Source organism: Bradyrhizobium sp. NBAIM18 (assembly GCF_020193825.1).
Taxonomy (GTDB): domain Bacteria; phylum Pseudomonadota; class Alphaproteobacteria; order Rhizobiales; family Xanthobacteraceae; genus Bradyrhizobium; species Bradyrhizobium yuanmingense.
Map to the genome: position 1 here is coordinate 246,222 of NZ_JADYVO010000009.1, position 14,639 is coordinate 260,860.

At 64.5% G+C, this 14,639-nt stretch carries 13 protein-coding genes; 5 read left to right on the forward strand and 8 right to left on the reverse strand.

What is annotated here, in order from left to right; all coding sequences use genetic code 11:
- The first annotated feature begins 56 nt into the window (after positions 1-56).
- Both I6F17_RS21760 and I6F17_RS21765 read left to right on the forward strand, forming a co-directional pair.
- Positions 57-416: a hypothetical protein gene (locus I6F17_RS21760; protein ID WP_036039910.1), complete on the forward strand. Its 360-nt coding sequence runs from the start codon at positions 57-59 to the stop codon at positions 414-416.
- A 425-nt stretch (positions 417-841) separates the two neighbouring features.
- The gene (locus I6F17_RS21765) at positions 842-1,855 is read left to right on the forward strand and encodes a TorF family putative porin (protein ID WP_128264864.1); all 1,014 of its coding nucleotides are present in this window, start codon (positions 842-844) and stop codon (positions 1,853-1,855) included.
- Positions 1,856-2,103: 248 nt separating this feature from the next.
- On the opposite strand, the gene I6F17_RS21770 is transcribed toward I6F17_RS21765, so the two are convergent.
- Positions 2,104-3,855: an ABC transporter ATP-binding protein/permease gene (locus I6F17_RS21770; RefSeq protein ID WP_225124418.1), complete on the reverse strand. Its 1,752-nt coding sequence runs from the start codon at positions 3,853-3,855 to the stop codon at positions 2,104-2,106.
- A gap of 387 nt (positions 3,856-4,242) precedes the next feature.
- Here I6F17_RS21770 and I6F17_RS21775 point away from each other — a divergent pair, with 387 nt between their 5' ends.
- Entirely contained in the window at positions 4,243-4,641 is a 399-nt protein-coding gene (locus tag I6F17_RS21775) for an META domain-containing protein (RefSeq protein ID WP_036039913.1), read from the forward strand.
- Positions 4,642-4,731: 90 nt separating this feature from the next.
- On the opposite strand, the gene I6F17_RS21780 is transcribed toward I6F17_RS21775, so the two are convergent.
- From I6F17_RS21780 to I6F17_RS21790, 3 genes are all read right to left on the reverse strand, one after another.
- On the reverse strand, positions 4,732-5,937 hold the full coding sequence (locus I6F17_RS21780) for a hypothetical protein (RefSeq protein WP_036039915.1): 1,206 nt from the start codon (positions 5,935-5,937) through the stop codon (positions 4,732-4,734).
- 197 nt (positions 5,938-6,134) lie between these two features.
- The gene (gene groL, locus I6F17_RS21785; protein ID WP_036014289.1) at positions 6,135-7,766 is read right to left on the reverse strand and encodes a chaperonin GroEL; all 1,632 of its coding nucleotides are present in this window, start codon (positions 7,764-7,766) and stop codon (positions 6,135-6,137) included.
- Between the two features lie 118 nt (positions 7,767-7,884).
- Positions 7,885-8,181: a co-chaperone GroES gene (locus I6F17_RS21790; protein ID WP_008544107.1), complete on the reverse strand. Its 297-nt coding sequence runs from the start codon at positions 8,179-8,181 to the stop codon at positions 7,885-7,887.
- A gap of 313 nt (positions 8,182-8,494) precedes the next feature.
- Here I6F17_RS21790 and I6F17_RS21795 point away from each other — a divergent pair, with 313 nt between their 5' ends.
- Positions 8,495-9,016: a hypothetical protein gene (locus I6F17_RS21795; RefSeq protein ID WP_225124419.1), complete on the forward strand. Its 522-nt coding sequence runs from the start codon at positions 8,495-8,497 to the stop codon at positions 9,014-9,016.
- Positions 9,017-9,194: 178 nt separating this feature from the next.
- Here I6F17_RS21795 and I6F17_RS21800 read toward each other — a convergent pair whose 3' ends face one another.
- Positions 9,195-9,980, reverse strand: a complete 786-nt coding sequence (locus I6F17_RS21800; RefSeq protein ID WP_225124420.1) for a protein phosphatase CheZ — start codon at positions 9,978-9,980, stop codon at positions 9,195-9,197.
- 316 nt (positions 9,981-10,296) lie between these two features.
- Here I6F17_RS21800 and I6F17_RS21805 point away from each other — a divergent pair, with 316 nt between their 5' ends.
- Positions 10,297-11,127 carry a L,D-transpeptidase gene (locus I6F17_RS21805; protein ID WP_225124421.1) on the forward strand — a complete coding sequence of 277 codons (831 nt, stop codon included), beginning with the start codon at positions 10,297-10,299 and terminating at the stop codon, positions 11,125-11,127.
- A gap of 649 nt (positions 11,128-11,776) precedes the next feature.
- Here the strand turns inward: I6F17_RS21805 and I6F17_RS21810 are convergent.
- From I6F17_RS21810 to I6F17_RS21820, 3 genes are all read right to left on the reverse strand, one after another.
- Complete coding sequence (locus tag I6F17_RS21810) at positions 11,777-12,592, reverse strand: DUF2076 domain-containing protein (protein WP_225124422.1); 816 nt, start codon at positions 12,590-12,592, stop codon at positions 11,777-11,779.
- A gap of 123 nt (positions 12,593-12,715) precedes the next feature.
- Positions 12,716-13,561 carry a ChbG/HpnK family deacetylase gene (locus I6F17_RS21815; RefSeq protein WP_225124423.1) on the reverse strand — a complete coding sequence of 282 codons (846 nt, stop codon included), beginning with the start codon at positions 13,559-13,561 and terminating at the stop codon, positions 12,716-12,718.
- Positions 13,558-14,595 carry a glycosyltransferase family 2 protein gene (locus tag I6F17_RS21820; RefSeq protein ID WP_225124424.1) on the reverse strand — a complete coding sequence of 346 codons (1,038 nt, stop codon included), beginning with the start codon at positions 14,593-14,595 and terminating at the stop codon, positions 13,558-13,560. Before I6F17_RS21820 ends, I6F17_RS21815 begins: the two co-directional genes overlap by 4 nt.
- Between the last annotated feature and the right edge of the window lie 44 nt (positions 14,596-14,639).

Sequence of the window (14,639 nt, forward strand, 5' to 3'; positions counted from 1 at the left end):
GGTGACGACTGAAGACGCCCGATCAAGCATTGTTCGGCGGCAACAGGAGGACCACGATGGCGAAAGCGAAGAAGAAGAAAAGCAAGAAGGCCAAAAAGGCCAAGAAGGCCGTAGCGGCGAAGAAGTCCGCGAAGAAGGCGACGAAGAAGAAGGCGGCCAAGAAGACCGCCAAGAAGTCTGCCAAGAAATCTGCCAAGAAGGCCGCCCCGAAGAAGGCTGCCAAGACGACCGCAAAGAAGTCGGCGGCCAAGAAGGCTGCTCCGAAGAAGGCCGCGAAGAAGGCGGCACCGAAGAAGGCGAAGGCAGCGCCTGCTCCGAAGCCGTCGGCACCGGCGGAGACTCCCGCGCCCGCCGAGACAAGCTGGGCGATGCCTTCGTCTTCTGCGGAAGCGGCGCCGGCCGAGGGGCAGGGGTAGGAAGGCGGTCTCTCATCGCCTTCGGACTGTCACTCGGGACTGTTACTTGGGATTGTAACGAGAAGGCCGCGGCACCCCGGTGCTGCGGCCTTTTTGCATCGCGGCGAGCGGCCCCGTCGGCCGCCATGCGGGGCCCAGCCTGATTCGTAGCGAAGGTGTCACGCCGCTTGGCGATCCCCGGGTTTACACGGGTCTGCACTGCACCTTGGAATGCAAATAATGTGATCGAGAAGCCACACAGCCTGACAACCTTTCGTGAATTCGTCAAAACGCCTAAAAAGTCGGCAGATGCCCGTGCTTTTTGCTTCACGGTTCCTGTCCATCGATCCAAATTGCCGCAGTGACGCAATTTTGCAGGTAGGCCGCATGCCCCGGGGGGCTTCCGGGGGCGACTGCTAAGTAAGAACGGGTAAATGGGGATCGAAATGAAAAAAGTGGCTTTGTTGGCAACGGCGCTGGCAATGGTGACGACGGGTTCGGCGTTCGCGGCAGATCTGCGCGTGAAGGCATTGAAGGCCCCGCCGCCCCCGGCGTTCGATCCTTGGGATATCGCCTTCGGCGGCGGCATCATGAGCGATTACGTCTTCCGCGGCATCACCCAGTCGAACCATAAGCCGGCCGTCACGGCCTATTTCGAGCCTCGCTACAACGTCACCAAGGACCTCCAGCTCTACGTCGGTACGTCCGCCTCGAGCATCTCCTTCCCGAACCGCGCTGCGGCGGAAGTCGACTTCTACGGCGGTATCCGCCCGACCTTCGGCATGTTCGCCTTCGACTTCGGTCTCTGGGGCTACCTCTATCCGGGCGGACAATGCTTCGGCTCGCAGGGCACCTTGGCTCAGGGCAATTGTGGCGGCGACATCGACTACTCGCAGGGCGCGATCGGCCTTCCCATCAACGGCAACTTCGCCAAGAAGGACGCCAGCTTCTTCGAAGCCTACGCCAAGCTGAACGTCGTCATCAACGATCAGTGGACGGTCGGCTTCAACGAGTATTACTCGCCGAACTTCCTGAACCTCGGCGCCTGGGGCAATTACGCCTCGATCACCGCCAAGTGGACCGCCCCGAGCACGATCTTCGGTGCCAGCGGCGTCGGCATGTATGTGTCGGGTGAGTTCGGCCGGCAGTGGTTCGGCACTTCCGACATCTTCTACGGCATCGCGGGCGATCCGGTTTATGCGAACGGCATCAAGGAGCCGAGCTACAACACCTGGAACGTCGGCGTCGGCTTCACCTACAAGGTGTTCACGCTCGATCTGCGCTATCACGACACCGACCTGAACAAGGGCGACTGTAACGCCTTGACCAGCGATCACACCGCGAAGTTCACCGGAAGCTTCACCCCCATCAACCCGGGCGGCTTCGGCTCCAACTGGTGCAGCGCGGCAGGCGTGGCCAAGCTCTCGTTCGACCTGACGGCGATGAGCAATCTGAAGTAAGCTTCTTCCCGAAACGACTTCGCGAGGGCGGCAGGGCAACCTGCCGCCCTTTTGCTTTTCTCCACGCCGTCATGGCCGGGCTTGACCCGGCCATCCACGTGTTAGCTCCGAGGCCGGGAAAGACGTGGATGCCCGGGCCTTCGCCGGGCCGAAGCGGCTTCGGCCGCGCAGGCGGGTCAAGCCCGGGCATGACGCGTGTATGGAGTGACGACTCGAACTTGATGATCAGCGGCCACACAGCGCTCGCCTCAGCGCGCGGCGCTCGGCTCCGCCGCAGTCCGCTCGCCGCCGACGACGTGCATCGCACCGTCCTTCACCAGCGCCACCTTGCGGGTGTGGAAGGCATCGAGCGTCGAGCGGTGGCCGATCGAGACGATGGTGGCCTGCGGCAGTCTCTCCGCCAGCAGCCGGTAGAGCCGGGCTTCCGACGGCTCGTCGAGCGAGGCGGTGGCTTCGTCCAGGAACAGATAGTCCGGCGCATGCAGCAGCGCGCGCGCTAGCCCGAGACGCTGCTGCTCGCCGAGCGAGAGCATCCTGTTCCAGTGGCCGTCCTCGTCCAGCCGCTCGGCGAGATCGGGCAGCCCGACCGCGATCAGGGCCTCGCGGACCTGCGCGGCGTCGAACGCGCCCGGCGCTGCCGGATAGACCACGGCATCGCGCAACACACCGACCGAGAAATAGGGCCGCTGCGGCAGCATCATCAGCTTTGCCTTTTCCGGGACCACAACCGTGCCGGTGCCGAACGGCCAGATGCCGGCGATGGCCCGGAACAGCGTGGACTTGCCGGAGCCGGACGGTCCGGTCACCAGTACGCGCTCCGAGGCCTGAATGGTGAAGGCCTTGGCGGCCACCAGCGGCGTGCCGTTGGGCAGGTTCACGCAGAGCTGCTCGAGGTCGATATGGCGGCCGGCGACTTCCAGCGCGATGGCAGGCTCATGCGCCGGCAGATTGACCGCCGAGGCGACCGACATCTCGAAGCCATCGAGACGGGCAACCACCGCACGCCATTCGGCCAGGGATCGGTAGGCGCTCACGAAGAAGGACAGGGCCTTCTGCACGCTGCCGAAGGCGGACCCGGTCTGCACCATCCCTCCAAGTTGAATCTTACCGGCAAAGTAGGCAGGCGCGGTGAGGATGAAGGGGAAGATCACGGCGGCTTGGGAATAGCTCGCCGTGAAAGCAGTCAAACGCTTGGTCCGGCTCATGATCGCGTACCAATTGCCGACGACATAGCCGTAGCGGAGCAGCAGCCGTTCGCGTTCGGCGCCTTCGCCCTTGAGCAGTGCGATCTGTTCGGAGTTCTCGCGCACGCGGACGAGGTTGAAGCGGAAGTCGGCCTCGTAGCGCTGCTGCTCGAAGTTGAGATTGACCAGAGGCGAACCGATCCAGTGCGTGAGCGCGGTGCCGAAGATCGCGTAGACGAGCGCCGCCCACACCAAATAGCCGGGGATGGGAAAGTCGAGGCCCGAGATATGCAGCGGTGCCGCGTTCGACAGCCCCCACAGAATGACCACGAACGAGAGCAGCGTGACGATCGAGGAGAGCAGCCCGATGCCGATATTGAGAGTCTGCTCGACGAAACTCCTGACGTCGTCGGTGATGCGTTGGTCCGGGTTGTCGGCCGCATCGCCCTTGAGCTGCATCCGATAGTGGGTCGCGCTATTCAGCCATTCGCCCAGATAGTGACGTGTCAGCCATTGCCGCCAGCGAATCTGGAGCCACTGATTGAGATAGAGCTGGTAGACGGAAAGCGCGACGCTGGCGCTCGCGAGTAATGTGAAGACGCCCAGCTCCCAGACGAAGCCGTTCCAGTCGCGCTCCTGGAGATAGTTGTAGAAGCGGCTGTACCATTGGTTCACGAGCACATCGATGGCGACCAGCAGCAGTTCGATCACGATCACCGCGGCGAGCAGGCCGCGGCCGGCCCATTTGTCCTCTGATCGGAAATAAGGGATGGCGATTCGCCAGACGATCGCGAGCGTGGCGCGGATGTTGTTCACAGAGCTGGATCTCCTCAGGGGATGTGCACGATGCCCAGAGCCAAATAGCTGAGGCGATGGCGGAAATGGGCGCGCTTAGACTAAAGTCGCAAGTTCTGCAATTTGCGTTGGATTGTCGCAGCCAGCAACCCTAGCATGGTGCCCGCCGGTGCGGGGCAAGGTGCTCCGCGATTTCGCGACCTTGTGAGCGGACGGGAACCGCCGCATGCGCGAGAACTTCGCGCCGCGGCTGCAACTGGCTGCCGATCGCTTTCTCGTTCGGCGTGGTCTTCGAAGGCGCCCCGGGCTTCGCCATGCCGGTGCGCCTGCATCGACCATGCGCGAACCTTCTCAACGCCCCCGCCGTCTCATAGAAGGTGCGGCAAATCAGGTCGGTCGAGAGGTCTCATGGTTTCGTTCCAGCGATTGGTGTGTACGGCAGTTGCAATGTTCGCGATGTCCACACTCGCGCGTGCCCAGGAGGGGTTTCCGTTCGGCACCGAGATGACGCTGGAGGCGTTGCCGCAGGCAGGCTCGAAGCGGATTCCCAACATCGAGATCGGCGACAATGGTGAGGTCGTGCTGGAGCTCTGGTGCAAGGGCGGCAAGGGCCAGTTCTCGGTCGCCGGCAACACCGTGATCTTCGTGCCCGGCCAGATCGAGAACCGCAACTGTCCGCCGGCGAGAGCGCAGGCCGACGACGAGCTCGTCGCAGCCCTCGGCAGCGTGGAGACCTGGAAGCGCCAGGGCGACGTGCTGACGCTGATCGGCCCGAAGCCGCTGCGCTTCAGGACGACGGGGAATTAGGCCTCTGTCATTCCCCGCGAAGGCGGGGAATCCAGTACGCCGCAGCCTATCGATTCCATCGCTGCTGTCTCGGAGTACTGGAAGTCAAGCCTACTTCCACACCGACTTGTCGGCGTCCCAGCGCTGGCCCTTCAGCTCCTTGACGAGCGCCTCGATCGAGCCGTTGTCGTCGGGCAGATCGCCTTCTTCGTCGAGGCTGGCATCGTCGGACAGATTGAGCCTGGCACCGCTGCCCTCGTCGGCCGTCGTGGTCGCCGGGCTGCCGATCCAGAGCATGAGCTTGTCGGTGGTGCCCGGCTTGTCGGGCGAGACCAGGCCTGCAACCTCGATCGTGTCGGTGAGCTCGAGCGCCGGGAAGTCCTGGTTCGGCCGCTTGAACACCAGCTTGAGCCTGCCGGTGGCTGGGTTGAAGTTTTGCGTGACCGGCTTTGCGGCGAGCGTCCTGCTCAGCACGCTCGCCACCGCCGTTGCAAGCTTGCCCTTGTTGATCTTGTCGCCCTCGCGCCAGTCGGCCGCAGGGAAGCGGATGGTGCGGTCCATCTCGGTCATGCCCGCGGTCCAGCCTGCGGCCGTGACGCCCGGCATTGCCTTGAACTTCGCCAGCAGCGCGCCGGCGCGCTCGGGATCGACCGACATGGTGATGGTCTGCTCGCCCGCGCGCAGCGCGTCGCAGCCGACATTGAGGCTCGCCAGCGTCACCTCGACCTCCTGGCCCTTCAGGCTCTTCAGGAAGTCGGTCGCGGCGTCGAGCTTGACCTTGACCGCGATAGCTTCCGGCGAGACGTCGGTGAAATCCTTCGGCTGCGGCGTGATGCCGTCGTCGGAGGTCTGACTGTCCAGGAATTCCTTTTCGCTGAGATCGGAATTGTCCGGCGAGGTCACTTCGGTCACCGCCTGGCCGACCGCGATCTGGCCGCGAAACTCGAACATGTCGCCGGACTGCTTGCGCGTCAGCTTGACGCTGACCGGCGACTTCTCACTGATGCTCTGCGTCGTTCCGGTCAGCGTCTGGCCGGCGACCTGGAGGTTGACGACGAAGCGGTCCTTGCGGTCGGAGTTCTTGGCGATGGGGTAGCAGACGTCGAGCACCGCCGCGGTCAGCGTCTTGCCCTGGCGCGTCTCCTTCAGGATCACGTCGGCATTACCGTCCATCAGCCCGTCCATCGCGGTGAAATAGCGCGTCTCGGTTCCCCCCGGCGCGGTCGCCTTCGGCGACAGCTTCATCTGGGCGGAGGCCTGCGGCGGAACGGCGAGCAGGGCCAGAACGGCCGTGGAGCAAACCAGAAGCGCACGCATCGATGACATCCTCGCGCAACGGCCATGATCCGCAAAGCGTGAAGCGGTCTCTAGGATCATGCCCAAACAATCAGAATCGGCGCGCCACCGTAGTGGGTTTTGGCCGCTGGTTGAATCGGAAAGCGAAACGGGCAGGGTCGGCAAAAAAGAAGGCCGCCCGGAGGCGGCCTTCGCAACTCTGTCACGGAACGGAAGGCTTAGAAGCCGCCCATGCCGCCGCCGGGGGGCATCGCGGGCGGAGCTTCCTTCTTCGGCATCTCGGCGACCATGGCCTCGGTGGTCACCAAGAGGCCGGCCACGGAGGAGGCGTCCTGCAGCGCGGTGCGCACCACCTTGGCGGGATCGATGATGCCCTTCTCGACCATGTCGACGTAGTCCTCGTTCTGGGCGTCGAAGCCGAAGGTCTCGGACTTGTTCTCCAGGATCTTGCCGACCACGATCGAGCCTTCCACGCCGGCGTTCTCGGAGATCTGGCGGATCGGGGCTTCCAGCGCCTTCAGCACGATGTTGATGCCGGCCTGGACGTCGTCATTGGCGTTGGTGAGGCGGCCGACCGCCTTCTTGGCGCGGAGCAGCGCGACGCCGCCGCCGGGGACGATGCCTTCCTGAACCGCGGCGCGGGTGGCGTTGAGCGCGTCCTCGACGCGGTCCTTCTTCTCCTTGACCTCGATCTCGGTGGCGCCGCCGACGCGGATCACCGCGACGCCGCCGGCGAGCTTGGCGAGGCGCTCCTGGAGCTTCTCGCGGTCGTAGTCCGAGGTGGTCTCCTCGATCTGGGCCTTGATCTGGCCGACGCGGGCCTCGATGTCAGGCTTCTTGCCGGCGCCGTTGACGATCGTGGTGTTCTCCTTGTCGATCACCACCTTCTTGGCGCGGCCGAGCATCTTCACCGTGACGTTCTCGAGCTTGATGCCGAGCTCCTCGGAGATCAGCTGGCCGCCGGTCAGGATCGCGATGTCCTCCAGCATGGCCTTGCGGCGGTCACCGAAGCCCGGCGCCTTCACCGCGGCCACCTTCAGGCCGCCACGGAGCCGGTTGACGACCAGGGTGGCCAGCGCCTCGCCCTCGACGTCCTCGGCGATGATGACGAGCGGCTTGCCCGACTGCACCACGGCCTCCAGCACCGGCAGCATGGCCTGCAGGCCCGAGAGCTTCTTCTCGTGCAGGAGGATGTAGGCGTCCTCGAGCTCGGCGGTCATCTTCTCGGCATTGGTGACGAAGTAGGGGCTGAGATAGCCGCGGTCGAACTTCATGCCCTCGACGATATCAACCTCGGTCTCGAGCGACTTGTTCTCCTCGACGGTGATGACGCCCTCGTTGCCGACCTTCTGCATCGCCTGGGCGATCATCTTGCCGATGGCGGCATCGCCGTTGGCCGAGATGGTGCCGACCTGGGCGACCTCGGAGGAGGCGGCGACCGGCTTGGCGCGCTTCTCGATATCCTTGATGACGGCGGCAACCGCGGTGTCGATGCCGCGCTTGAGATCCATCGGGTTCATGCCGGCGGCGACCGCCTTGGCGCCTTCGCGCACGATGGCCTGGGCCAGCACGGTCGCGGTGGTGGTGCCGTCGCCGGCGAGGTCGTTGGTCTTGGAGGCGACCTCACGCACCATCTGGGCGCCCATGTTCTCGAACTTGTCCTCGAGCTCGATCTCCTTGGCGACCGTGACGCCGTCCTTGGTGATGCGGGGGGCGCCGAAGCTCTTCTCGATGACGACGTTGCGGCCCTTCGGGCCGAGCGTCACCTTGACGGCGTTGGCGAGAACGTCGACGCCGCGCAGCATGCGATCGCGCGCGTCTCCGGAAAACTTGACGTCTTTGGCAGCCATGGTCTGCAATCCCTCGTGTTATGTGATGTGTGTTGTCTTGTGCCGTGCGGCGGAACGATGGATGCCCGGATCGCCTGGATCCGGGCATGACATTCAGCGGCTGTTCAGGCGGACGGCCTTAGGCCAGCACGCCCATGATGTCCGACTCCTTCATGATCAGGAGCTCTTCGTTGTCGATCTTGACCTCGGTGCCCGACCACTTGCCGAACAGCACGCGGTCGCCGACCTTGAGGTCGATCGGGATCAGCTTGCCGGTCTCGTCGCGGCCGCCGGGGCCGACGGCGACGATCTCGCCCTGGGACGGCTTTTCCTTGGCCGTGTCCGGAATGATGATGCCGCCCTTGGTCTTTTCCTCGGCGTCGATACGTTTGACCACGACACGGTCATGCAGCGGACGAAATTTGGATTTAGCCATGACGTTTCCCTTTGGAGGCTCGCTTCGGAAGTAGTGGGGTCGGTGGGGCGGCGCTTCCGTCCCCCTCTCGTCGAGGATCGAACGGCGCGCTTAGCAATCGGGCTCTCCGAGTGCTAATAGTGGGTCCGGAAATATGGCTTGGCCGCGATCCTGTCAAGCAAAGGTGGTTAAGCGATTGTTGAGGCGGATATAGGATGGTGGCATTGGAAACTCGCTCGGGGCGTCGGCGTAGAGAACGACGTCATTGCTCCGGCAGCGGTTTTGCGCTTGGCTGCGGGAGGGGTGCGGCCATGGTCTTGTTCGGGGGAATGCCATGATCAGTTCGGCTCACGCGCGCATGGTTGCCAATCTGGCGGCCGCCTCTTGTCTGGCGCTGCTGCTGGGCGCCTGCGGCGGCGGCTTCAACCTGCCGTCCCTCACGTCGTCCCCGCCGCCGCCCGAAGCCGAACCTGGCGTCGCTCCGGAAATGCCCGCCACCATCCGCGCCGACGAGATCGTCGGCCGCTGGGGCCTCGCCTCGTTCCAGAACCCGGCCGATCGCGCCCGCACCGAGAAGATGGCGCGCGAGCAATGCAGGAACCCCTACGTGATCACCGCCGGTTCCTCCGGTGGCGTGATCATGCATCTCGCCGACCAGGCGACGCCGCAGGAGCTGCGGCTGAAGGGCTCGCCGAGCGGCAAGAACTACATCGGGCCGGCCGGCCCGACCCCCGGCGACCAGGACCGCGAAATCGTCTCCTTCGACGGTCGCGTCATGATCACCCGCTTCATCGACAAGGACGCCGGCACCCGCTACGGCAACATGGTCTACGTCCGCTGCGCGCCGAGGGCGTAATATCTTTCCTTCGTCCCGCGAAGGCGGGGCATCCAGAATGCCGCGGCTGCCCGGCTCAATCACTGATGCCTCTGGAATACTGGATCGTCCGGTCAAGCCGGACGATGACAGCGGAGGGGCCCCAAACAAAAAACGCCGGCCCAAGGCCGGCGTTTTGTTATTCCTATGTCGTCGCCGCTCAGTCGAACAGAGCGTCGATGTCGTCCTGCGAGGCGTGGCCGACGTCGCCGGCGAGCTTGGGGCCGTTGAGGAGCTTCTCGTCCTCGCTGCGGTTGTCGACCTGCGCGGGCACATGGGACTTGATCGCGTCGACGCCGCCCCAGATCTCCATCATCGCGTTGATGTGCTGCTCGATGAACTTCATCGTGCCCATGACCTTGCTGATGCGCTGGCCGGTCAGGTCCTGGAAGTTGCAGGCTTCGAAGATCGAGATGACGCGTTCCTGGATGTCGTCGGCAAGGCGCTTCTGCTGATCGATCGAGTCCACCTTCGACATCGCGCTGGCGGCCTGGTCGATCGATTCCGCGGCTTCGAGGATCTGCTGGGTCGCCTGCTCGGTGCCGCCGACCACCGCGCCGAGCTCGCCGTTGACCTTGGCCATCTCGCCGCCGTCGAAGCTCTTGCCGTGCAGCGTCGCGATCTCGCGCTTGGTGCGGTCGATGGCGTCGTGGATGAGGTCGAGCTCGACCTTCAGCTTCTCGCACTGCTCGATCTGCGCCCGGTAGGTCTCGAGCATGGTGCGCGCTTCGGCAAGCTCGTGCGCGGTCGAGGCGTCGATCGCCGCCATGGCAGCGCTGCCGGACAGCGGGGCCGCGACGATGCCCTTCGCCATCTGGGCGCGGATCGCGCGCAGCTCGGCCATGATCTCGCTATGCATCGGGGGTGCCTCTTCAGTTACGTCTACAATGGGCATCTCGCCACCGACGATATCTTCGACGCGAAAACGCTTGCGGTGAACAGCCATCAGGATACTCCCCCCACCTCACTCACGCGTCTTTGTAGACAGAAGCGATTTAACACGAAGTTCACAGCAGGAACTGCTGATCGGCCGCGCGCGACGCGGCGCAAAGAAGCGATTAACCATGGCCGCGCGGCGTTCATCGAAAATAAACGCTGATCGCCAAATTGCAGGCGCGCTCGCGACGTGGTGAATCCAAACGCGCTGTCCGTTTACCAAACAAAACGGCTTTTGCTTTTTATTGACCACGTCGAAGAGCGCGGATCAGCCACCGGCTCTCCACGACGCATGTGATCTAGACGAAACAGTACAGAGTACGTCGATGTTCAAGAAAATGTCTGTCGCGCTGCTCGGCAGCGCTTGCACCTTCATGGCCGGCGCGAACGACGCAGGCGCCTTCGACAACAGCGTGCCGAACGATCCGCCGGCGGTGCTGTACCAGCCGCGCGTGCCGCCGGCGCCGGTGCGCGTGGCGTCCCATTCCAACATGGGCGGCGGCTTCATCGAATTCCTGTTCGGCGATGGCCCCGGCCGCGGCCCGGCCTATGCGCCGGAGCAGCCGGTGTATCAGCAGCAGCCGGGCTATTACGACCAGCGGCGCCTGCCGCCGATGGGCGAGCCGCAGATGCAAGGTGGGTATCAACAAGGCCGATATCAGCAGGGCGCGTCTCTGCAGCAGGAGGCGGTCGATCCGCGGCAGCGTCCGTTCGATCCGAAATTCGAGAAACAACTCGTTGACTATAGCGGCAAGGAAAGTCCCGGCACGATCGTGGTCGATACGCCGAACAAGTTCCTCTATCTCGTCGAGGGCAACGGCCGGGCATTGCGCTACGGCATCGGCGTCGGCCGTCCCGGCTTCACCTGGTCCGGCGTGAAATCGATAACCGCCAAGCGCGAATGGCCGGACTGGACGCCGCCGGCGGAAATGCTCGCGCGCCGGCCCGATCTGCCCAGGCACATGGAAGGCGGCCCGGAAAATCCGCTCGGTGCCCGTGCGATGTATCTGGGATCGACGCTCTATCGCATCCACGGCTCCAACGAGCCCTGGACCATCGGCACCAACGTCTCCTCCGGCTGCATCCGCATGCGCAACGAGGACGTCATCGACCTCTACGGCCGCGTCAACGTCGGCACCAAGGTCGTGGTGATGTGAAGCGTCATGCGCTCGATGGAGCGATCAAGTCCGGGTGCCGCGTCGGCTCGAAATGCGCGGCGTCGAAGGGACGCTGCCGCCGCCAAACGTCTGCCTGAATAGTCCTACGTCCGATGACGGTGCCTCGACCCGGGACGAGGGACAGCGGAGCGGCGAGGACGAGTTGATGAAGCCGAATGCGGTGCGCGAGCCGAGCGGTTCAGCCGCCGCACCGACAGCTCTGCCTTCCTGAGGCGCTCGTGCAGTCCCTCCAACTCGTACAATTCGGTGATGAGATGGGTCGTGACGTCGCTCAGGGTCGCTATGCGCTGCTGAAGTGGACTCATTCTCAAAACCCCCGACTGTAGCCAAGAGAGGCAGCCACGATGTGTGGCATAAGCAGTGTGTTCTTCCAATTGAACACCCATGTCCAAATTTGGAAATCCGGGAGTCTACGGCGGCGTGTGTCGGAGGACGATTTCGCCCGGCATGGTGAAGTCAGGCGCACCTCGTGACGTCCTGCACGGTGCTGTCCGACTACGCACGCACTAGTCATATTATATCGAATGGCATCATGGCGTGTGGTGGCAGAGCAGAAGTGCGTTGAGCTCTGCTTGAACAGAAATCGGCCGCCCGGAGGCGGCCGTTCCACATCTGTCGGTCGAATGGTCTACGCGTAATCGCTGCCGCCGTCGTCGTCGCCGAAATCGCTGTTGTCGGCCGTATCGAAGCTGTCGTCGTGATCGTTGCCGTAGTTCTGGTCGTTGCTGTCGCGCTCGTTCGACGCCTGGTCGAAGAAGCCCTGGCGGGATTCCCGGTTCGAGCCGATGTCATCGAGGCCGGCCTCGCGCGCCAGCGAGCCGCCGGACTGATCGCCGCCGCCCCAAGGACTTCCACCAGCGCTGCGGTCGCCGAGCGCGTTGCTGTCGCCAAAACCCTGCTGGTGCGATCCGCCCATCATGCCGCGGATGCTGGAGAGCAGCAGCGAGCCGCCGACGACGCCGGCCGCGGCTGCCGCGGCCGTGCCGAGGAACGAGCCGCCGCCACCTCCGATCGGCGAAGCGCCCTGACCCGGACCTTGGCCGTAGGCCTGTCCATAAGGCGGAGGAGCGCCGTAACCCGGCTGGCCTTGCGGCATCGCCTGTCCGGTATTCCAAGCCGGACGCTGCTCACGCTGCGGCACATTCGGCACCGAGCCGCGGGACGGGCCGCCGCCAAACAATGTGTCGCGCATGGTGTCGAGGAAGCCGCCGGACTGCGCCTGCTCGGGCGCGTGGGCCGCTTCCAGCTCCTGGATGCGGGCATTGGCGCGCTTCAGCGCTTCGTCCTGGACCAGCGTGGTCTGCACCAGCGCGTAGATGGCGCCGGGCGCCTTGCGCAGGCCGTCGGAGATCGCGGCGATCGCATCGGGATCGCGCTGTGCATTCTCCAGCTTAGAAAGCCGGTCAAAAAGGTCGTCGACGAGCTGGCGTTCCTGCGGCGTCATGATCTGTCTCCTTCGCGCCAAACCAAGCGCGGAGGAGATGTAGGGTTCCATTGTGGCCCCAACAGTGCCGACCGGATTAAATTTCGGTATGCGACAAGCTGCCTCTGGGCCGCTTTTCGCCGTTCACTGCAGTGTCACGTTGCTGTCGGCCAGCAGGCGCACGAAGGCATCGCCCGCGAGATAGGCGTGCTCGCGCTCGCGCACGTCGGTCATGGGATCGAGGCCGGTGAGGACATCGTCGACGAAGCCGGGATGGCACATCACGAGGCCGCCATCGGGAAGGCCGTCCAGGAATTGCCGCATCAGCGCACCGAAATCGGCGGCGCGCGTGAAATCATAGGCGCCGGCGAAGCCGGGGTTGAAGCTGAGGCCGGCGCTGCCGGCGCGGCGGCGGAATTGCGCGCTGAGGATATCGAGCACCAGCGCCTTCGGTGAGGCCAGCCGCTGCCGCAGCGGCAGGTCGCGGCCGCCCTGGCGCACCCAGGCGTTCGGCGCGACTTCGCTGACCGCATCGACAAAACCGTCGCGCACCTGCGGGAAGAGCTGCACATGCTGGTGACCGTCGACGAAGTCGGGGGTGCGTCCGAACGCGTCCATGAAGGCGGCCAGCTGCGCCTTCACCTCGTTGCGGATGAATTCACGGTCGAGCCGGCGCATCAATCCGGCGCGCAGCAGCTTGGGAAAGGCGAAGAACATGTCGCCGTCCAAGGGGCGGAAATGCATGGTGAGCGGCCGGAACGGCGCCGACAGCGTCACGTGCAATCCGATCGCGCATCGCGGGCTTTGCGTTGCCGAAGCCTGCAGCGCCTCGACGTCGCCGCGCGCGATCGCGGGTCCCACCATCATCACCGAGGTCGCATTGAGGCGGCCGCGTTCGATCAGGTCGCGAATGGCGCGGTTGACGCCCGGGCTGATGCCGTAATCGTCGGCGCAGAGCCAGATCCGCCGCGGGCTCGCGGCCACGCTCATTCGGCTGCCGTCCTGCTCGCGGCATCATCGGCTTCGGAACGCTTCTCGCTGTGCTCGGCGACGAAGTAGATCGGGCGCGCCTTCAGCTCGGAGAGGATCTTGCCGATATATTCGCCGACGATCCCGATCATGATGAGCTGCACGCCGCCGATCGTCATCAGGCCGATCACGAGCGAAGGATAGCCTGGCACCTGCTTGCCGGTCGTGAACACCTCCCAGAGGATTGAAAGGCCGAACAGGAAAGCGCCTCCTGCGAGAATGACGCCGAGCAGGCTGGCGAAGCGCAGCGGCGCCACCGAAAACGAGGTCAGGCCCTCGATCGACAGGCCAAGCAGGCTCGCGGCGTTGAAAGTGGTGACGCCATGGGCGCGCGCTGCGGGCTCGTAGTCGACGCGGATCTGGCGGAAACCGATCCAGCTGGCGAGGCCCTTGAAGAAGCGGTTGCGTTCCGGCAGCTGCCTCAGCGCGGCGACCGCGCGCGGCGACAGCAGGCGGAAATCGCCGGCGTCCTCCGGAATCTTTTGACGGGCGCCCCAATTGATCAGCGCGTAGAAGCCGTGCACCGCGACCCGGCGCAGGAAGGACTCGTTGTCGCGATGCGCCTTGGCGGTATAGACGACGTCATAGCCGTCATCGATCCAGTGCCGCACCAGCTGTTCGACCAGCGCCGGCGGATGCTGGCCGTCGCCGTCCATGAACATGACCGCGCCGAGGCGGGCATGGTCCAGGCCCGCCATCAGCGCGGCCTCCTTGCCGAAATTGCGCGACAGCGACACCACCTGAACGTCGATGGCGTCGGCCGGCAACGAGCGCGCGATCGCCAGCGTCGCATCCTTGCTGCCGTCGTCGACGTAGACCACCTCGCAAGACAGGCGATAGCGCTGCCGCAGGGTCTTGGCGAGATCGCAGATGCGCTGATGCAAGCCGGCAAGGCCCGCCGCCTCGTTGTAGACGGGAACGACGATCGACAGCCCCTTCGCGGCTGCGCTGGCTGCGGTGGTCGTCATGCCGGATACGTCAGAGCCCAGCGTCATCGATCAAGGTTCCAGAGGTGTTTAGGTCTTCTCAACCGCATATG